General features: G+C 69.5%; 21 protein-coding genes. 17 read left to right on the top strand and 4 right to left on the bottom strand.

What is annotated here, in order from left to right; genetic code table 11:
- The 9 genes from ACN675_RS21470 to ACN675_RS21430 all read left to right on the top strand — a co-directional run.
- Window positions 1-541, top strand: a 541-nt coding sequence (locus tag ACN675_RS21470; protein ID WP_420752767.1) for a VWA domain-containing protein, incomplete at its 5' end; no start/stop codon positions are given.
- A gap of 114 nt (window positions 542-655) precedes the next feature.
- On the top strand, window positions 656-898 hold the full coding sequence (locus ACN675_RS21465) for a hypothetical protein (RefSeq protein ID WP_420752766.1): 243 nt from the start codon (window positions 656-658) through the stop codon (window positions 896-898).
- Window positions 899-952: 54 nt separating this feature from the next.
- A complete protein-coding gene (gene ggt, locus ACN675_RS21460) occupies window positions 953-2911 on the top strand; it encodes a gamma-glutamyltransferase (RefSeq protein WP_420752765.1) in 1959 nt (652 codons plus the stop codon).
- Window positions 2908-3801, top strand: coding sequence for a GlcNAc-transferase family protein (locus ACN675_RS21455; protein WP_420752764.1), 894 nt, complete (start codon window positions 2908-2910; stop codon window positions 3799-3801). The genes ggt and ACN675_RS21455 overlap by 4 nt, the downstream gene beginning before the upstream one ends.
- The gene (locus ACN675_RS21450; RefSeq protein WP_420752763.1) at window positions 3798-4409 is read left to right on the top strand and encodes a 2OG-Fe(II) oxygenase; all 612 of its coding nucleotides are present in this window, start codon (window positions 3798-3800) and stop codon (window positions 4407-4409) included. Before ACN675_RS21455 ends, ACN675_RS21450 begins: the two co-directional genes overlap by 4 nt.
- Window positions 4410-4420: 11 nt before the next feature.
- Window positions 4421-4699: a hypothetical protein gene (locus ACN675_RS21445; RefSeq protein WP_420752762.1), complete on the top strand. Its 279-nt coding sequence runs from the start codon at window positions 4421-4423 to the stop codon at window positions 4697-4699.
- Between the two features lie 174 nt (window positions 4700-4873).
- Window positions 4874-6067 (top strand): iron-containing alcohol dehydrogenase, encoded by a 1194-nt coding sequence (locus ACN675_RS21440; RefSeq protein WP_420752768.1) that lies wholly within the window; start codon window positions 4874-4876, stop codon window positions 6065-6067.
- The gene (locus tag ACN675_RS21435) at window positions 6064-7458 is read left to right on the top strand and encodes a MadS family sensor histidine kinase (RefSeq protein ID WP_420752761.1); all 1395 of its coding nucleotides are present in this window, start codon (window positions 6064-6066) and stop codon (window positions 7456-7458) included. The genes ACN675_RS21440 and ACN675_RS21435 overlap by 4 nt, the downstream gene beginning before the upstream one ends.
- The gene (locus ACN675_RS21430) at window positions 7455-8120 is read left to right on the top strand and encodes a MadR family response regulator transcription factor (RefSeq protein WP_420752760.1); all 666 of its coding nucleotides are present in this window, start codon (window positions 7455-7457) and stop codon (window positions 8118-8120) included. Before ACN675_RS21435 ends, ACN675_RS21430 begins: the two co-directional genes overlap by 4 nt.
- A gap of 132 nt (window positions 8121-8252) precedes the next feature.
- Here ACN675_RS21430 and ACN675_RS21425 read toward each other — a convergent pair whose 3' ends face one another.
- Window positions 8253-9500, bottom strand: a complete 1248-nt coding sequence (locus ACN675_RS21425; RefSeq protein WP_420752759.1) for a lipase family protein — start codon at window positions 9498-9500, stop codon at window positions 8253-8255.
- 208 nt (window positions 9501-9708) lie between these two features.
- Here ACN675_RS21425 and ACN675_RS21420 point away from each other — a divergent pair, with 208 nt between their 5' ends.
- Both ACN675_RS21420 and ACN675_RS21415 read left to right on the top strand, forming a co-directional pair.
- Window positions 9709-10614, top strand: a complete 906-nt coding sequence (locus ACN675_RS21420; RefSeq protein ID WP_420752758.1) for an ATP-binding cassette domain-containing protein — start codon at window positions 9709-9711, stop codon at window positions 10612-10614.
- Window positions 10611-12272 (top strand): ABC transporter permease, encoded by a 1662-nt coding sequence (locus ACN675_RS21415; RefSeq protein ID WP_420752757.1) that lies wholly within the window; start codon window positions 10611-10613, stop codon window positions 12270-12272. The genes ACN675_RS21420 and ACN675_RS21415 overlap by 4 nt, the downstream gene beginning before the upstream one ends.
- Window positions 12273-12277: 5 nt before the next feature.
- Here ACN675_RS21415 and ACN675_RS21410 read toward each other — a convergent pair whose 3' ends face one another.
- Window positions 12278-13021: a haloacid dehalogenase type II gene (locus tag ACN675_RS21410; protein ID WP_420752756.1), complete on the bottom strand. Its 744-nt coding sequence runs from the start codon at window positions 13019-13021 to the stop codon at window positions 12278-12280.
- A gap of 163 nt (window positions 13022-13184) precedes the next feature.
- Between ACN675_RS21410 and ACN675_RS21405 the strand changes: the two genes are divergently transcribed.
- Window positions 13185-13649 (top strand): acetyltransferase, encoded by a 465-nt coding sequence (locus ACN675_RS21405; RefSeq protein WP_420752755.1) that lies wholly within the window; start codon window positions 13185-13187, stop codon window positions 13647-13649.
- 27 nt (window positions 13650-13676) lie between these two features.
- Here ACN675_RS21405 and mftM read toward each other — a convergent pair whose 3' ends face one another.
- Together mftM and mftR are read right to left on the bottom strand one after the other, a co-directional pair.
- Window positions 13677-14486, bottom strand: a complete 810-nt coding sequence (mftM, locus tag ACN675_RS21400; protein ID WP_420752754.1) for a mycofactocin oligosaccharide methyltransferase MftM — start codon at window positions 14484-14486, stop codon at window positions 13677-13679.
- On the bottom strand, window positions 14483-15112 hold the full coding sequence (gene mftR, locus ACN675_RS21395; protein WP_420752753.1) for a mycofactocin system transcriptional regulator: 630 nt from the start codon (window positions 15110-15112) through the stop codon (window positions 14483-14485). The genes mftM and mftR overlap by 4 nt, the downstream gene beginning before the upstream one ends.
- Before the next feature lie 122 nt (window positions 15113-15234).
- Between mftR and mftA the strand changes: the two genes are divergently transcribed.
- The 5 genes from mftA to ACN675_RS21370 form a co-directional block, all read left to right on the top strand.
- Complete coding sequence (mftA, locus tag ACN675_RS21390; protein ID WP_068159438.1) at window positions 15235-15330, top strand: mycofactocin precursor MftA; 96 nt, start codon at window positions 15235-15237, stop codon at window positions 15328-15330.
- A gap of 1 nt (window position 15331) precedes the next feature.
- Window positions 15332-15631, top strand: a complete 300-nt coding sequence (gene mftB / locus ACN675_RS21385) for a mycofactocin biosynthesis chaperone MftB (RefSeq protein ID WP_420752752.1) — start codon at window positions 15332-15334, stop codon at window positions 15629-15631.
- Between the two features lie 25 nt (window positions 15632-15656).
- Entirely contained in the window at window positions 15657-16901 is a 1245-nt protein-coding gene (mftC, locus tag ACN675_RS21380) for a mycofactocin radical SAM maturase (RefSeq protein ID WP_420752751.1), read from the top strand.
- A 21-nt stretch (window positions 16902-16922) separates the two neighbouring features.
- Window positions 16923-18131, top strand: coding sequence for a pre-mycofactocin synthase MftD (gene mftD, locus ACN675_RS21375; protein ID WP_420752750.1), 1209 nt, complete (start codon window positions 16923-16925; stop codon window positions 18129-18131).
- A 19-nt stretch (window positions 18132-18150) separates the two neighbouring features.
- A partial coding sequence (locus ACN675_RS21370; protein ID WP_420752749.1) for a mycofactocin system FadH/OYE family oxidoreductase 1 occupies window positions 18151-19377 on the top strand: 1227 nt, incomplete at its 3' end.

Raw genomic sequence — 19377 nt, 5'->3', positions numbered from 1 at the left:
ACCCCGGCCGGACCGGGTACGGCTGCTCGTCCTCGCCGACGTGTCGCTGTCGGTGCGGCCGGTCACCGCGTTCACGCTCCGGCTCGCCCAGGCCATGCACGGCCGGGCGCACCGGTGCCGCGTCGTCGCGTTCGTCGACCGGCCCGTCGAGGTGACACAGCAACTGCTCGCCGGTGGCGGCGACGGTGCGCTGGCACGGGTGCTGGCGCATCCGGCGGTGGACCTCGAGGCGTCGAGCGACTACGGACGGGTCTTCGACGAAATGCTCACCGACCACGCCGGTCTCCTCGATGCACGCACCTCGGTGCTCGTCGTCGGCGACGGTCGCTGCAACGGCCTGCCCGCGCGTGCCGACCGCCTCGCGGACCTGCGCCGCCGCGTGCACCGCCTGGCCTGGATCACCCCGGAACCGGAACGGTACTGGCAGCAGGCGACGTGCGCGATGCCCGACTACGCGGAGGCGTGCGACCGGGTCGTGGTCGCCCGCGACGGCGCGCAACTGCTCGACCGCGCCGCCGAACTCGGCCACGCTCTCCGCTGACCCCGCCGCGTTCCGGGTGAATGTGCCCCTCATCCGGTTTCGGGTACGGGGGACCGGTCCGGGCGATACGGTGCAGGCAAACCGTGGCACACCAGTTGGGCGGGGGGAATTGCGATGACCGACCGCACAGTGGCCGAGCGAGCGGAGTCACTGCGGAACGACCTCGGTGCACTCGACCGGCGGGTGGGCGACCTCGTCGAGTCGCTCGAGGTGTTCGACCGGGAGGACATGCACGGGGCCGGCGAGTCCGCCCGGCGGGAGATGCTGGACCTGCTCAGCGACGCCCGTCTCGATCTGCACGCCGCCCGCGACCACATCGGGAGGCTGGTCCGGTACGCCTCCAAGTTCGATCTGTGAGCGTGCGCGCCGAACCGCCCCGGCGACCGCCCGGCCGCTGTTAGCGTCGAACGGGTGAGGACGCCAGCCGAGGTCCGCCCGGGTGTCCGGGCAGCAATCGCCGCGGTGGCCGCCGTCGGAGTGCTCGGAGCGTGCACGTCGGCGGTGGGCGACGCGCAGGACACCTCCGCGGCATGCACCGCGGCACCGAACGGCACACCGCTCACGGCACCACCGGCACCGCCGGAGACCGATCGCGACCTGTCCACCAACCCGGAGATCGCCACCGGCTATCGCGACGGGATGGTCGCGGTGAATGCCGGAGAGTTCGCGGTCTCGACCGCCAATCCGATTTCGACCGAGGCGGCGTGCGAGGTGCTCCGCGACGGTGGCACCGCAGCGGACGCGCTGGTCGTCGCCCAGACCGTGCTCGGTCTGGTGGAGCCGCAGTCCTCGGGTATCGGGGGCGGCGCGTTCCTGATGTACTTCGACGCCGCGACCGGGCAGGTCCAGGCGTACGACGGCCGGGAGACCGCACCGGCATCGGCCACCGAGAACTATCTGCGCTGGATCAGCGACACCGACCGCACCGAACCGCAGCCCGACGCCCGCGCCAGCGGCCGTTCCATCGGCGTGCCCGGCGTGCTCCGGATGCTCGAGGACGTCCATCGCGACCACGGAAACACCGACTGGGCACAGCTTTTCGAACCCGCGGTGACGCTTGCCGACGACGGCATCGAGATCAGCGATCGGCTCGCGCAGTCGATCGCGGACTCCGCCGCCGACCTCGCCCGGGACGAGGCGGCCGCCGCGTACTTCCTCGAAGCGGACGGCGCTCCCAAGACCGAAGGCACCGTGCTGACCAATCCGGCGATGAGCAAGACCCTCGGGGCCATCGCCGCCGGTGGGGCGGACGCCTTCTACACCGGTGCCATCGCGACCGGGATCGTCGACGCCGTCGACACGACCTCAGGCGGGCGGACCCCCGGAGAGATGACCGTCGACGACCTCGCCGGGTACCGCGCGAAGCAGCGGACCGCGCTGTGCACCCCCTACCGGTCCTACGAGATCTGCGGGATGCCGAACCCGTCGTCCGGCGGCATCGCGGTCGCCGCGACCCTCGGCATCCTCGAGAACTTCGATCTGTCGGCGTTCCCGCCGGCCGACGTCGACGCGAACGGCGGTGTCCCGGACGCGGAGGCCGTCCACCTGATCGCCGAGGCCGAACGGCTCGCGTACGCGGATCGCGACAAGTACGTCGCGGACTCCGATTTCGTGCCGCTGCCCGGTGGCTCACCCGAGACCCTGCTCGACGAGACCTACCTGAAGGGGCGCGCCGCGCTGATCGACCCGAACCGCAGCATGGGCACCGCCCAGCCCGGGGACTTCGGGCCCGTCCCGATCGGGGCACCACCGCAGGTTCCCGAGCACGGCACCAGTCACATCTCCGTCGCCGACCGCTACGGGAACGTCGCCGCGATGACCACGACCATCGAATCGGCGTTCGGCTCGTTCCACATGGTCGACGGATTCCTGCTGAACAACCAGCTCACCGACTTCGCGGCCGAGCCGGTCGACGAGACCGGCACGCCGGTCGCGAATCGGGTGGAGCCCGGCAAGCGACCGCGCAGTTCGATGTCGCCGACCCTCGTGTTCGAGCGCACCCCCGACGGCGCCCGCGGCACCCCGGTGCTCGTGACCGGCTCACCCGGCGGCTCGGTGATCATCCAGTTCGTGGTGAAGACCCTGGTGAACATGCTCGACTGGGGTCTGGACCCGCAGCAGGCGGTGTCCGCCGTCTCGTTCGGCGCCGCGAACACCCCGGTCACCGGTGTCGGTGGGGAACATCCCGCGATCGACGGGTCCGACGACGGGGCCCACGACCCGCTCGTCGCCGCCCTGCGTGAACGCGGGCACCAGGTGTCGGTCGCGCCCCAGTCCAGCGGACTCAGCGCGCTGTGGCATACGGACACCGGCTGGGTCGGCGGTGCGGACCCGCGCCGCGAAGGCGTGGTGATGGGTGCCCAGGGATGAAGCCGGCACCACCCGGGTGGCCGGGAGGCTGCCGCGACCCGGCGCTCTACGTGCAGGTACCGGCCTATCGGGATCGGGAACTCGGGCCCACTCTGCGGGACCTGTATGCGCAGGCAGCGCACCCCGAGCGGCTGCGGGTCCGGGTCATGTGGCAGCGGACCGAGGACGAAGTGCTGCCCGACGACGTCGTGGCGCTTCCCGGGCTGGAGATCGACGAGATCGCGGCGAGCAGGAGTGAGGGCTGTAACTGGGCTCGCCGACGATTGCAGGGTGCGTGGAAGGGTGAGCCCTACACCCTGCTGATCGACTCCCACCACCGATTCGCCGCCGGCTGGGACGACACGGCGGTGGGGATGCTGGAAGGACTGCGCTCATCCGGGATCGCGAAGCCGATTCTCACGGGGTATCTGCCTGCGTACAGTCCCGACGACGACCGCTGCCGGGCGATGCGCCCCCTCCGGATCTATCCGTACCTGCGCGACCGAGGTGTGCTCACCCGGCTGCGGGGTGCGGCAATGGTGGGCTTCCCGGATCTCGTGGCCCCCGCACCCGCGGACTTCGCGTCCCTGCACTTCCTGCTCACCGACGGCGGGTACAACGAGGAAGTGCGGTTCGACCCCGGGGTGTACTTCTTCGGCGACGAAGTGCTCACCAGTGTCCGGGCTTTCGCGGCCGGATATCGACTCTTCCACCCCCACCGGGTGATCGGTTGGCACGCGTACGAACGCGACACCCGGCGGACGCACTGGTCCGACCACGGCGGATACGACGAACGTCAGGAGCGATCGCTCGAGGCACTTCGGCGCTACCTCACCGGTGACGGCGAGGTCTCGCCTGCGGACGTCTCCGCATTCGAATCACACGTCAACCTGACTCTGGTGACGTCATGATCGACACCGCTGTCACGCTTCACCCGGGAACGGTGACGTGCGTCGACGAGTTTCTCGACGCCGGCGAGTGCGCCCTCATCTACGACGATCTCCGGTTCACCTATTGGCGGCCGAGTTCGGTGCTCCGCCGCGACGCCGAGGGGCGGCGATTCACCGGTCTTTCGATCGATCGCACCAGTTCGACCACCGACGAGACCTGGCTGAGCGACGAAGCGCGCGAACTGCTGAGGCGGGTCGAGAGGAGGCTGGCCGGCGACTTCGGTGTTCCCGCCGATCATTTCGAACCCTGGCAGATCGTACGGTACCGGGCGGGAGAGCGATTCGAGGAGCACCACGACAGCGGCTTCTTCTCCGGTGACCGGTGGGGTGAACGTTCGGTGTCCGTGCTGATCTACCTCAGTGACTCGCAGTCGGGGGGAAGCACCTGGTTTCCGGTCCTCCGAGAACGATTCCGGCCGCACGCGGGGAGATTGCTCGCCTGGCCGAATCTCCTGCCGGACGGATCCGTCGATCAGCGGATGCGCCACACCGGGCGGCCTGCCCGGCGAGTCAAGACGATCCTGACCACGTGGGTGCGTGAGGCGCCGACGACGAATCCCGCCGAGTGAGAGGTAGAGCCGTGGCTGTGTCGGACCGAGAACGTCGCGTAGTTCAGCAGATCATCAGGGAACACGGTCCGACCCTGGACCTGATCGCACATCCGGAGGTCATGGTCGAGATCATCCGTAAATGGGCATTCGACCTGGTCGAAGTACCCGATGGCGGTCTGCCGGGCGGTGTGGGTCCGGTGAATCCCCCGACGAGCCACGTCGAAGGCCCGGAACTGGAGGACGTTCTCAAGGCGATCCTGGCGGTGGGACGGAAGGTCGACAAGATCAGCCGCAAGCTCGGCGACTGAGCCCGACGCACCACCGCTCCCGACTCCGCCGGTACCTACCCGATCGGGTAGGTACCGGACCTACCCGTCGACCCGGTGCCCCGGCCGCCCACCCGGCCTACGCTCGAAGGACCGTAAGCTGGATCACACGCCGCAATCGCCGGGGACGTCAGGAGTGCTGCAGTGGCCGTCGCCATACCGGAACGTCGAACCGAATCGGGGAACGCCGGAAGGGAGACGCCGACGCTGGCGAAGTTCCACGCCCCCGAGATCGTGTTCGGTGCCGGATCCCTCGCCGAGGCCGCACACGCGACCGCGCGTCTCGGCGGCAGCCGGCCGATGCTCGTCACCGACCCGGGACTCGTCGAGGCCGGATGGGTCGACGAACTGCGCCACCACCTGGACGAACAGGGCCTGGTCCCGGTCGTGTGGAGCGAGCTGACGCCGAATCCGAAGGACTTCGAGGTCGCCGCCGGTCACGAGCTCTACCGCGCCGAAGGCTGCGACGTGCTGGTCGGGCTCGGCGGTGGCTCGGTGATCGACGCCGCCAAGGGCATCGCCGTGCTCGCCGCGAACGGCGGCAGCATCCTCGACTACGAGGGCGTGGACCGGGCGCCGCTGCCGATCCCGCCGATGGTGATGGTGCCGTCCACCTCCGGTACCGGCGCGGACGTGTCACAGTTCTGCGTCGTCACCGACACCACCCGCAACACCAAGATCACCATCATCGGCCGGTCGCTGGTGCCCGACCTGACGGTCATCGACCCGCGGCTGCTGACCACCATGCCCGACGACCTGAACGCGGCGACCGGGCTCGATGCACTCACCCACGGCATCGAGGCGTTCGTCTCCCGCGCCCACAATCCGCTCACCGACCATCACGCGCTGCGGGCCGTCGCGATGGTCACCGGCACCCTCGTCCACACCATCGACGACCCGCACGAGATGACGCACCGCACCGCCATGGCCCAGGCCAGCCTCGAGGCCGGCCTGGCGTTCACCAACGCGATCCTCGGCGCGGCGCACGCGATGAGCCACCAGGTCGGCGGCCTGCTCGATCAGCCGCACGGCGTCATCAACGGGGTGCTGCTGCCGCACGTGATCCGGTTCAACGCGGCCGCCGACCCGGCACCGTTCGCGGCGATCGCCGCGGCCCTCGGCCTGGACGAACACCGCGGCCCCGCACAGGAGGCCGCCCTCGCCGTCGCCGACCGCGTCGAACGACTCGCCCGCGAGGTCGGGGTGCCGCGCGGACTGCGGGAACTCGGTGTGCGGGAACAGGATCTGACCCGCCTCGCCGAGGGTGCCCTGCGCGACGCGTGTATGTCCACCAACCCGCGCGCGGCGACCCACGAACAGATGGTCGCGCTGTTCCGGGCGGCGTTGTGAACTCCTCGGCCCCGGACCTGTCCCAGCTCACCGGACTGCGGTCGGGCAAGCCCACGTTCTACCCGCAGTACCGCGGCGCCGCCGAACGTCTCGAACGGGTCGTGCACGCCCTCGAACTCATCTCGCGGGCGCTCGTGCGCACCGTCGAAGGGCCCGAAACGCTGATCTGCGCGGTCGCGGAAGCCGCCCGGGCACACCTGAGCGCCCGCTGGGTGGTGTTCGCGCTCGCCGACGGCATGCTGCCCGACGCCGGACCCCGCCGGCTCGTACTCGGACCGGACGCGACGCCCTTCCTCGTCGACAACGTCGAGGGCCCACCACTGCCCGACGAGGTCGTGCGCTGCCTCGACGACATCCGCGGCGGCACGGTCGATCGAGATCCGATCGTCGAGGGCCATCATGCGTTCGTGCCGATCGTGCTCGGCGGTGGTGTCGCCGGTGCGATCGCGGCGTGGACACCGGAGCATCGGACCCTCGACGCCACCGATCGCGCGGTACTGTCCATCCTGGCCAGCCAAACCGCTGTGGCCCTGCAGAATTCGGCGCTCTATCAGCGGGGCCAGCTGCTGCTCGAACGCGCCGAGGAAGCCTATCGGGAAGCGAATCAGGCCGCCGCCGACCTGCAGTCGCGCAACGCCGAACTCGAAGCGACCCTGCGCGAACTGGAACGGACCCAACGGCAACTCGGTGCCGCGCACCGGCAGCAGGCGCTCGACGAGGAACGTCATCGCATCGCGCGCGAACTGCACGACAGCGTCACCCAGGCCGTGCTGTCGGCGGGCATGCAGATCGAGGTGTGCCGCAGCGACATTCCCGACAGCGAACGTTCCGAACGTCTCGACCTGGCGAAGGAATTAACGCGCCGCGCAGTCGAACAGCTGCGGTCGGCGATCTACGCGCTCAACCATCCGTCGGCCGCGGACCGGTCGTCGCTGCCGGAGATGCTCGAGCAGCTCCGGGTCGCGCATACCCCCGGTGAACTCGACATCGTCATCCGGGTCGGCGGCACTCCCGTCGAACTGTCCGGCGACGTCGAGCACGCGTTGCTGCGGATCGCGGGGGAGGCACTGTTCAACGCGGTCGTGCACGCGAACGCGACCCGCGCCGTTCTGCGGTTGACGTACGGACCCGAGTCGGTGCTGCTGTCGGTCGCCGACGACGGCAACGGTGACCCCGCCCGCATCCGGGTGATGTTGCGGCTGGCCGCCGGCAGCGACTTCGACGGCCGGCACCGCGGCCTGGCGAACATGCAGGCGCGTGCCCACGAGCTGGGCGGCCGGCTCGAGGTGCGCCGCGCCCGAATCGGGGGAGTCCGGGTCGCGGTGCGCATCCCCATTCCGAAAACCGTTCCGCAGGAAGAGGATGCGGCGAGAACAGGAGAACAGCCATGACGGTGACACCGCCGCGGACCCGACGGGACACCGTGAGGATCGTGCTCGTCGACGACCATGCGATCCTCCGTCAGGGGCTGCGGTCGATCCTCGACCGCGAACCCGACCTCGAGGTCGTCGGGGAGGCTTCCTCGGAGAACGAAGCGCTCGTTCTCGTCGACCGGATGCGCCCCGACATCGTCCTGATGGATCTGAAGCTCTCGGCCGGGTCGGACTACGAGGGGCTGACCTTGTGCAGCCAGTTGTCCGCTGCCCACCCCGGGCTCGGGCTGCTCGTGCTCACCACGTTCCTCGACGAGCAACTCGTCGTGCGGGCTGTGCACGCCGGCGCGCGCGGCTACGTCGTCAAGGACGTCGACACCACGGAACTGGTCCGCGCGATCCGGGCCGTCTCGCGAGGCGAGAGCGCGTTCGACTCGCGCAGCGCCGCGGCGGTGGTGCGCACGCTCAGCGGGAAGGTCGCGCAGACCGAACAGCTCACCGATCGCGAACTCGAGGTGCTGCGACTACTCGCCGCAGGGCTGTCGAACGCGAAGATCGGTGAGCAGCTGTTCATTTCGGCCACGACGGTGAAGTTCCACGTGAGCAACATCATGCGCAAGCTCGGCGTCGGCCGCCGCGCCGAGGCGGTGTACGCGGCGAGCAAGCAGGGCTTGATCTAGGGCATGTCTCCCGATCCCCATTTCGGCGCACCCGTCGCCCAATCGCCAGGTGCATCCGAGAAGGACTAGGAGACACGCCCTGGCCCTCGTGCGTGCTTTCGGCACCTGCCGCAGCCGAAAGCGCGCACGACGTCAGCACGTGCGAGGGGTTTCCTCGCCCGCGAAACGCTTGTTCAGGAAGTCCATCGCCTGCCCGAGCCCGAGCACCGCCGCCGACATGTGGTCGGGGGTGGGGGTCTCGAGGCTCTGGACGTGCGCGCCCGCCGCGCAGTATCGGGCGAGTGTCGCGGTGATCGAATCGACCGGGATCAGCGCGTCGGTGGGGCTGTGCCATTCGAAGATCGGCATCGGGGGAACGCCGGGGTACAACTCCAGGCTGTTCTCGTCGACGACGGCCAGGGCGCCCGGTTCGTCGGTCAGCCGGCTGATCGGGCTGACCTGCGGCAGGCTGCCGCCCGCGCCGATCCGCAGGATGTCGTTGGTGCACGCGGCGCTGAGGCCGTCACGCATGGCGAGCCCGGCGGGAGTGAGCCGTCCGCTGAGATCGATGCGGTCGGGGTATTCGCGTTCGAGCCCGAGGGCAGCGGCGAACGCCAGGCCGAACGCCGGATGCGGATCGGTGCCGATGCCGTCGGCCATCTTCCGCAGGTTCATCGGGACACCGCCCATCGCGGCCCCGACGATGTTCAGTTCGGGTGCATAGCTCGGGGCGAGAGCGGCCGCCCACCCGGTGGCCATTCCGCCGCCGGAGTACCCGGCGAGTGTGACCGGGCTGTTCGCGACCTGCAGTTCCGGTGCGCGCTGGACCGCCCGGATGCCGTCGAGCGTGATCTGGCCGCCCAGCTTGGCGGCCCCGTACGCGCTGGTCGGTCCGAGATGGTCCGGGATCGCCACCGTCCAGCCTCGTTGCAACGCGACGTTCAGGCCGACGGCCTCGCGGATCTCCAGGTTCGGATCGGTGGTCCACAGCGTCTGCGACGGTGCGCACTGCGGTCCGAGCGCGTTGATCACGTGCTGGAACGAGAGCAGCGGCCCGTCCGGTGCCTTGCCGACGGGAGCGAGCACCGTCGTCACCGCGGTGATCGGCTCGCCCTGCGAGTTCGTGGAGCGGAAGCTGAGCTGCCAGGTATCGGCCCCGGTGATTCCCGCCGGGGTCGGCATCCGCCGGATTCCGAGAACGTCACCCGGTGTGGAGGAGCTTGCGTCGGCGGCGGCCCGGTAGAACGGGTCGGCCGGCAGCGGCGGATACACGGGTGCGGCGCCGGCCGGAGCGGTGGATGCGATGGTTGCGACCGTGGCCGCGACGCACACGGCCCCGGACAGAATTCCACGGCGCAGAACTCCACGACGCAGAATCCCACGGCGAACTCGGGTACCCACAGACAACCTCCACAGACGAACAACCCCCGCCGACAGTGACGGGAGACAACGATCCGTCGCATTATCGACCATCGTTCACAGATCGTTACGAAGGGGACGCCGTGCCCTCGGCTCGTTACACAACAGAAACCATCGGCGTGCGGTACCGAGGACCCGTGCTGTTCCGAGAACCCGGCGACCGCTGCGACTCCCGAGTAGCCTCCCGAACATGACGAAGGCACTCTCCGTAGTTCAACTCGTCAAAACCTTCGGCTCGACCCGAGCCCTGGACGGCCTCGACCTCGAGGTGCGCGTCGGGGAGGTGCACGGCTTCCTCGGGCCCAACGGCGCCGGTAAATCCACCACCATTCGTATCCTGCTCGGCCTGCTCCGCGCCGATTCCGGTCGCGTGGAACTCCTCGGCGGAGATCCGTGGCGCAACTCCGTGGACTTGCACAGGCGGCTGGCCTACGTGCCAGGTGATGTGAACCTGTGGCCCAATCTGACCGGCGGTGAGGCCATCGACCTGCTGGCCGGTCTGCGCGGGGGCATCGACGAGCGACGCCGGGCCGACCTGCTGGACAGATTCGAGCTCGATCCCACCAAGAAGGCCCGCACCTACTCGAAGGGCAACCGGCAGAAGGTCGCGATCGTGGCCGCGCTGGCCTCGGACGTCGAGTTGTTCCTGTTCGACGAGCCCACGTCCGGGCTGGACCCGCTCAAGGACGAGGTGTTCCGGGATTGCGTGCGCGAAGCCGTTGCGGACGGCCGATCCGTACTGCTGTCCAGCCACACGCTGTCCGAGGTCGAGGCCCTGTGCGACCGGGTCACGATCATCCGGCAAGGACGCACCGTCGAGTCGGGAAGCCTGAGCGAGCTGCGGCACCTGACCCGCACCTCGATCCGTGCCGAAACGGCCCGTCCCGTAGTGGGTTTCGGTGACCATCCCGGGGTCCACGACCTGGAGATCGACGGACTGCGCGTGCGGTGCGAAGTCGACACCGCCCGGCTCGACGAGGTGCTGCGCCTGCTGCTCGACTTCGAACTGACGTCGCTGACCTGCACCCCGCCCACCTTGGAAGAGCTGTTCCTGCGGCACTACGGCGACGAGGTGCCCGGCGGGAGCGGGCGATGAGCACTGTCGCGACCGGCAGACACCCGAGCCCGGCCTACGCCGGCACGGGCAGGCTGATCCGCCTGGCGCTGCGCCGCGACCGCGTGCAGGTACCGGTGTGGCTGGTGGCGTTCGCCGGGGTCTACGCGATCTCGGTGGTGAGCCTGAAGGACCTGTACCCGACCGCGAACGACCTGCACCTGATCGCGGTCAGTTCCGCCGTGTCCCCGGTGGTGCTCGCCACCAACGGGCTGGTGTCGGGCGACAGCCTCGGCGCCGTCGTGGCCGCCCAGACAGTGTTGTTCCTGGCACTCGCCGCCGGACTGATGAATTCGATGATGGTGGTTCGGCACACCCGGCAGAACGAGGAGACCGGGCGGGCGGAACTGGTCGGCGCGGCCGTCGTCGGGCGCCGGGCCATGCTCACCGCGGCGCTGCTGGTTGCACTCGCCACGGATGTGGTGCTGACGGTGCTGCTCACGGTCGTCTCCGTCGCGTTGGGTCTGCCCCTGGGTGGTTCGCTGGCGCTCGGAGCCGCGACGGGCGCCACCGGGCTCGCCTTCGCCGGGATCGCTGCGGTGACGGCGCAGGTCACCGAAGGATCCCGCACCGCGAACGGACTCGCGGGTGCCGCGCTCGGTCTGTCGTTCCTGCTGCGCGCGGTCGGCGATGCCACCGGCAGTGTCGACGAGTCCGGGATCCGGGTCACCAGCGCGTGGCCGTCGTGGCTCGGCCCGATCGGCTGGGCGCAACAGGTCCGGCCGTTCGACGTCGACAAATGGTGGGTCTTCGCGATCTTCGCGCTGTTCGTCGTCGCGACCGTGTGGCTCGCCTACGCCCTGACCGGGCGGCGCGATCACGGCGCCGGACTCGTGCAGCCGCGCCCGGGCCCGGCCCGGGCCGCTCCGCGCCTGCCGACGGCACTCGGATTCGCGTGGCGCATTCAACGCACCACGCTGATGTGGTGGGCGCTGGGCATCGCAGTGCTCGCGGTGACGTACGGGAGCATTGCGGACGAGATGGACAACTTCCTCGACGAAGGAGGCGCGGTCGCCGACATGATGACGCAACTCGGCGGCGGCGCCGAGGCGCTCACCGACGCCTACTTCGTCGTGACCTTCCTGATGATGTCCTTCTTCACCGCCGCGTACGCGGTGCAGGCGGTGCTGCGGATGCACGGTGAGGAGAGCTCCGGTCGCGTGGAACCGCTGCTGTCGACCGCGCTCGGCCGCGCCCCGTGGATGCTGTCCCACGTCGTCGTGGTGGTCGTCGGAATCGTGGTCCTGCACGTGATTCTCGGTGTCGCGGTCGCGGTTCCGTACGGCATCGCGATCGGGGACCCCGGGGGACCGCTCGGCGAGCTGCTGCAAGCTGCGCTCGCGTTCGTCCCGGCCGTGCTGCTGGTCGCCGCGACGGCCGTCCTGTGCGTCGGCGCCTTCCCGGGACGCGCAGCGAGTATCGCGTGGGGCCTGTTCGTGGTGTGGGTGCTCATCGGCCAGATCGGGCCGCTGCTGAACCTGCCGCAGTGGGTGATGGATCTGTCACCGTTCGTGCACGTGCCGGCGCTGCCGGCGGCCGAGCTGCGAGCCCTCCCGCTGATCGTGCTCACCGTCGTGGCGGTCCTGCTCGCCGCGGCGGGCGTTGCGGCCCTACGCCGCCGCGACATCGCTGTGCAGTGACCGGTTCACCCGTGCTTCGCGGCCCGGGCTGCCTCGGCGAACGCCTGCATGCTGGGGAATTCGGCGTCGAAGCTGTAGTCGCCGGCCGGGACCGGAGTCGCACCCTGGCCGGGCCGGTCGTGACGGCGGTTGATCCAGACCGAACGCAGGCCGTGGCGCTTGGCCGGCACGTGGTCGTGGAACAGCGACTGCGCGACGTGCAGCAGGCGTTCGCGGGGAATCTCCAGGTCGGTCAGCGCCTCGTCGAGCGCCTCGAAGTGGTTCGGGGCGGGCTTGTAGGCGCCGACGTCCTGCGCGGTGATGATCCGGTCGAACGTGACCCCGAGACGGGCGTTGCTGCCCGCGAAGCCCTCGCGGTGCACGTTGGAGACGATGATGAGCGTGTAGTCCTGCGCCAATGACGCCAGGGCCGCAGCGGAATCCGGGAACGCGGGCCAGTCCGGAACCGATGCGCCGAGCCGGGTCGCCCATTCGTCGGACACGTCGGCGCCGAGCGTCGCACCGGTACGACGGAACGCTTCGGCCAGGATCTGCGGGTACAGCGCGCCGGGCATGTCCTGTTCGGCGGAGGCCTCGCCGTCCCCGTACGCCAGGAGCAGATCCTCGCCGGACACGTCGAGTCCGGCTTCGCGCGCCCACGGGGCCAGGACGGCAGTGAGGCCGGTCTCCCAGTCGATGAGCGTGCCGTAGCAGTCGAAACTCAGTGCGTCGTACGCGGACAGATCCAACCCGGAGAGATTCACAGCCACGGCCTCCTGACGTGTGCGTTCGGTCGACGTGTGCGTTCGGGGGCAGTGTACGAGCAGTGACCTTCCGATGCTGCCCGGGACGAAGTACTGTCGACGCTCGCCGGGCGGCTGCGCCGTGCACGATCCGCGAACCGTCACCACGCACCATCAGGAATCGGAGCCCATGACCGGAGTCACCGAGATCGAACTGCGCCGCTGTGCAGGGGAACACGAGTTCGCCCGGCTCGTGGAGGTGTGGCGGAGCGCGGTGCGCGCCACCCACCACTTCCTGACCGCCGACGACATCGCCTTCTACGAAGGCAGGATGGCGCAGGCGTATCTGCGGGCCGTGGACCTCACGATCGCTGTGACGGGTGGGCGGATCGTCGGGTTCTCCGGGCTCGCCGACGGCCGGCTGGAGATGCTCTTCGTCGAAGACGAGTACCGCGGGACCGGTGTCGGGTCGGTCCTGCTGGCGGATGCCATGCGCCGGCATCCCGCACTCACCGTGGACGTCAACGAGCAGAATCCCTCGGCGGTGGCGTTCTATCGGCGCCGCGGCTTCGTCGTCACCGGACGATCCGAGACCGACGGCGACGGCCGCCCGTTCCCGCTCCTGCACCTGTCCGCCCCGGCAGCGACCCGCTGACCGGCGGTCCGGCGTAGGCGTCTCGGGTCAGGAGGCGTCGAGCACCAGCCACCCGCCGTGATGTTCGAACACCTCGAAGTCCCGGCCGGTGGATTCGCCGAGCCGCTTCAGTGCGTCGAGGTCGAAGGTGCGTATGTGGCCGTGGCAGGCGGTGGCCTCGTCCTCGAACGGCACCGCGATCACGACCCGTTCCCGCGCGATCCGCAGTGCTTCGGCGACGACGGCGGCACCGATCGTGTCGTCGACGTGTTCGAGCAGGTGGATCGCCGTGACCGTGTCGGTGCTGTCGTCGGGAACCGGCACGTGCGCGGCGTCGCACACGAGGGTGTCGACGGACAGGCCGAGGCGCGGGGCGACGGCGTCGAGCAGGGACATGGTGCCCGGGAGGATGTCGGTGGCGGTCACCTGTGTTCCCGCGCCGGCCAGGCGCAACGGGAGGAATCCGAAGCACGACCCGAGGTCCAGCACGCGACCGCGGACCAGTTCCGCGGCCTTGTCGTGGATGGGCGCGAAATCCGCTGTGCCGTCGAGAAGTTCACCCAGGGAGTTGCGGTAGTAGGTGACCCAGGCGTCGAGGGGATCGGGGACCGTCGAGCGCACCAGCCCGACCATCGTCAACTCGAACTCGTCCTGTCCGAAGTCGGCGTCCTCGATCGATGCGGTGACGCCGGCGACGAGCCGTTCGCTGAGATCGGCCGGTCCGAGCGAATGCGTCACGTGCAGGCGACCATCGTTGCGGCGCAACGTCAACGGGCCGGACTCGACGCGTTCGACGGTGACGTGATCGTGCGTCCAGCGTCCGGGTGTGCAAGGTGCGAGGGAATCGAGCACGCTCATGACAGGGCCTCGTTCGGTGGGATGGCCGGGGAGTTCAGCCCACTGTAGAGGGTGCGCATCCCCGAGGCCAGCAGGTCGGGGAGTTCGGTGGAGTCGTCGGCGAGCCACTGTTCGTATGCCGAGACCGCCACGGCGAGCATGAGATATGCGACGGTACGCGGGAAGTGATCCTCGACCGAGGTGCCGGTCCGGTCGGCCACGAACTCGGCAATGACCCGCCGCCAACCCTGGTACATCACCGAGGAATACGCCTGCAGGGTCGGGTTGCGCAGGATCAGTTCCATGCGGGCGCGGTGTCGCGCTGCCTCGGACTCGGGGAAGGTGTTGAAATCCAGCAGCGCCGACGCCAGGGCCTCGGCGAGCGGCATGTCATCGGGAAGTGCGGACAGGTGGGCGCGCATGTGCGCCAGGTGCTCGTCGAAGTCGCCCCACGGCACCGCGTTCTTGGACGGGAAGTAACGGAAGAACGTGCGGCGCGCGATCCCGGCGGCTTCGGCGATCTCGTCGACGCTGGTCTCGTCGAAGCCGCGTTCGCGGAACAGTTCGATGCCGACGGCGCTGAGCCCCTCCCTCGTGGTGGAGGGGCGCCGACCTGTCCGAGCGGACGGTTTCCGGCGGCTACGCATGATTCCCTCGATCCATAGATGACATTCTGCACTCAATGCCATTACAGTGGTGAACCGAGTCACAACGCAAGGCTTGTTGTGGCGTCGACTCCACGCCAGGAGCAGAAATCCGAGGAGGAAACATGTCCGATCGTGACAACGCGGTGATCGAGTCCGAGCTCATCGAGGAGTCCCTCGTGGAAGAGGTCTCCATCGACGGCATGTGCGGCGTGTACTGACATGTCCGCACCCGGAGCCACCGCCGTGGCAACTGCACAGTTCGATCCGGGCGCCACGTGGCGGCTCCACCCGCAGGTAGCGCTTCGCCCCGAACCGTTCGGGGCGTTGCTCTACCACTTCGGCACCCGCAAGCTGTCGTTTCTGAAGAACACCGTGATCGTCGAGGTCGTCCGTTCCCTGGGCGAGCACGACTCGGTGCGGGATGCGTTGCGCGCCCACGGAATCGACGAGAACGCCGAGCGGCCCTACCTGCATGCCCTGCGCACGCTGGCCGACTCCCACATGATCGTCCCCGCCTGACGCCCCGAACCAGCAAGGACCTGCTATGACGTCTCTGCTCGAACCACCCGTCACCTCCGCCCCGCCGAAAGTGGGCCGTCTCGTCGATCAGTTCGAGAAGGGCCTCGACGCCCCCATCTGCCTGACCTGGGAACTGACCTACGCGTGCAACCTGTCGTGCGTGCACTGCCTGTCCTCGTCCGGTAAACGCGACCCGCGGGAGCTGTCGACCGAACAGTGCAAGGCGATCATCGACGAACTGCAGCGCATGCAGGTCTTCTACGTCAACATCGGCGGCGGCGAACCCACCGTGCGCTCGGACTTCTGGGAACTGGTCGACTACGCCACCGAGCACCAGGTGGGCGTGAAGTTCTCCACCAACGGCGTGCGCATCGACAAGAAGGTCGCCGCGCGCCTGGCCGCCTCCGACTACGTCGACGTGCAGATCTCCCTCGACGGCGCGACGGCCGAGGTCAACGACGCCGTCCGCGGTCCCGGCTCGTTCGCGATGGCCGTGCGCGCGCTGGAGAACCTGTCCGAGGCAGGCTTCCGCGACGCCAAGATCTCCGTCGTCGTCACCCGCGAGAACGTCGACCAGCTCGACGAATTCAAGGCCCTGGCCGACAAGTACGGTGCCACCCTGCGCATCACCCGGCTGCGCCCGTCCGGACGCGCGGTGGACGTGTGGGACGACCTGCACCCCACGCACGAGCAGCAGCGGCAGCTCTACGACTGGCTCGTCGCGCACGGCGAGGGTGTGCTCACCGGCGACTCGTTCTTCCACCTGTCCGCGTTCGGCGGCCAGAGCGGTGCCGGTGCGCTGCCGGGTCTGAACCTGTGCGGCGCGGGCCGGGTGGTGTGCCTGATCGACCCGATCGGCGACGTCTACGCGTGCCCGTTCGCGATCCACGACAACTTCCACGCCGGCAACATCCTCACCGACGGCGGATTCGCCTCGGTGTGGAAGAACTCCGAGCTGTTCCGACAGCTGCGCGAGCCGCAGTCCGCCGGCGCGTGCTCCTCGTGCAACTTCTTCGACGCGTGCCGCGGCGGCTGCATGGCCGCGAAGTTCTTCACCGGCCTGCCGATGGACGGCCCGGACCCCGAATGCGTCCAGGGCTACGGGCAGTCCGCGCTCGAGGGTGAGCGCACCGTGCCGCAGTCCAGCGTCGACCACTCGCGCACCGGCAAGCGCGCCGAGCGCCGCACCCCGCAGGCGCCGGTTCCGCTGACCCTGCTGACCAAACCCCCCGCCAAGTTCTGCGACGAAAACCCGCTCGCCGGACTGTAATTCCCGAGGAGACCACAGACCATGGCCAAGCCATCCTGGTTGAAGAACCCGTGGGCGACCGACCCCTGGTTCGAAACCGTCGCCGTCGCGCAGGAACGTGCCCGCAAGCGGCTGCCGAAATCCGTCTACGGTGCGCTCGTCGCCGGCTCCGAAGCGGGCCTGACGGTCGACGACAACACTGCCGCGTTCCGGGAGATCGGGTTCGCCCCGCACGTCGCCGGCCTGTCGGACAAGCGGGAGATGAGCACGCACATCCTCGGTCAGGACGTGTCGCTGCCGGTGATGATCTCGCCGACCGGTGTGCAGGCCGTGCACCCGGACGGGGAGGTCGCGGTCGCCCGTGCCGCCGCAGCCCGCGGTACCGCGATGGGCCTGAGCTCGTTCGCCTCGAAGTCCATCGAGGAGGTCGCCGCGGTCAACGACAAGACCTTCTTCCAGATGTACTGGGTCGGCAGCCGCGACGTGCTGGTCCAGCGGATGGAGCGGGCCCGCGCTGCCGGCGCCAAGGGTTTGATCATGACCCTGGACTGGTCGTTCTCCAACGGCCGCGACTGGGGCAGCCCGGCGATCCCGGAGCGGATGAACCTCGAGGCGATGGTCAAGTTCGCGCCGGAGGGCATCTTCCGCCCGAAGTGGCTGCTCGAGTGGGCCAAGACCGGCGCCGTGCCGGACCTGACCACCCCGAACCTGACCCCGCCCGGTGGCGCGGCGCCGACGTTCTTCGGTGCCTACGGTGAGTGGATGACCACCCCGCTGCCCACCTGGGAGGACGTCGCCTGGCTGCGCGAGCAGTGGGGTGACGCCCCGTTCATGCTCAAGGGTGTCATGCGGGTCGACGACGCCAAGCGCGCCGTCGACGCCGGTGTCACCGCGATCTCGGTGTCCAATCACGGCGGCAACAACCTCGACGGCACTCCCGCGCCGATCCGGGCGCTGCCGGCGATCGCCGAGGCGGTCGGCAAGGACGTCGAGGTGCTGCTCGACGGCGGTATCCGACGCGGCAGCGATGTCGTCAAGGCTCTCGCGCTCGGTGCGAAGGCGGTGCTCATCGGCCGTGCCTACCTGTGGGGTCTGGCCGCCAACGGTCAGGCCGGTGTCGAGAACGTCCTCGACATCCTCAGCGGCGGAATCGGTTCCGCGCTGATGGGCCTGGGCAAGACCTCGATCCACGAGCTCACCCCGGACGACGTGGTCGTGCCCGAGGGCTTCCGCCGCGACCTCGGCATCTGACCGGGTTCCACGAAGCTCCGTGCTCACCGATCCCATCACCCTCGCCGGACGGACCGCGCCGGCGAGGGTGGTCTTCGGGCCGCACGAGACCAATCTCGCTGAGGGGAGAGCACTCTCGCGGCGGCACGCCGACTACTATGCGCGGCGTGCCCGCGGCGGCGCCGGCATCGTCGTCACCGAGGTCGCCTCGGTACACCCTGCCGACCACCCCTACGAGCGGGCACCGCTGGCCGCCGACTGTGCCGCCGGCTGGGCGGAGACGGTCACCGCGTGCCGCGCGCACGGCACCCTCGTGCTCGCCGGGCTCGGTCACGCCGGACTGCAGGGATCGAGCGCCTGGACCCGGTCGCCCATGCACGCACCTTCGCGGGTTCCGGATCCGGCGACCCGGGAGTTGCCCGCCGAGATGAGCACGGCTGACATCGATTCGGTGCTCGACGGTTTCCGCCGTGCGGCCGCGACCGCGGTCGCCGCCGGCGTCGACGGCATCGAACTCGACGCCGGTCCGACCTCGCTGCTGCGGCAGTTCCTCTCGGGGCTGACCAATCTGCGGACCGACCGCTACGGCACCGATCGGCCCCTGCTGGTGCGTCGCGTGATCGACACCGTCCGAAGGGAACTCGGTCCCGGACGGATCCTCGCGCTGCGGCTCAGCTGCGACGAGAACGCGCCGTGGGCCGGGATCACGCCCGACCTCGCCTCCGCGCACGCGGCCGAATTCGCGCCGCACCTGGACCTGCTCACCGTGGTGCGGGGCGGCCTGTTCGCCCCCGGCTCGTACCGGCCCGACGCGCACACCCCACCCGGATTCAACGCAGAACTCTGCCGCCGCATCCGCGACGCGGTCGCCGGAACCGTTCCGATCGTGTTGCAGGGCAGCATCGTCGACCCGGAGCACGCCAGGCGCATGCTCGAGGACGGCGTCTGCGACGTTGTCGAGATGACCCGCGCGCAGATCGCCGACCCGGATCTCGTGGCGAACGTGCGTGCCGGACGCGACCCGCGACCGTGCGTGCTGTGCAACCAGGCGTGCCTCGTCCGCGACTTCCACAATCCGGTCGTCGGGTGCATCGGCAACCCCGAGGCCGGGTACGAACACGAACCTGGGATGTCACCGGTTGCCGAATCCCGCGACGTTCTCGTCGTCGGCGGTGGCCCGGCCGGTCTCGAGGTCGCTCGCACCCTCGCCGCCCGGGGTCATCGGGTGCAGCTCCGTGAGCGTGCCGACCGGTGCGGCGGCCTGCTG

It is taken from the genome of Rhodococcus sp. O3 (genome assembly GCF_048897285.1).
Classification (GTDB): Bacteria; Actinomycetota; Actinomycetes; order Mycobacteriales; family Mycobacteriaceae; genus Rhodococcus.
Note: the sequence above shows the minus strand (reverse complement) of the source record. Positions and strands in the feature narration are given on the sequence as shown.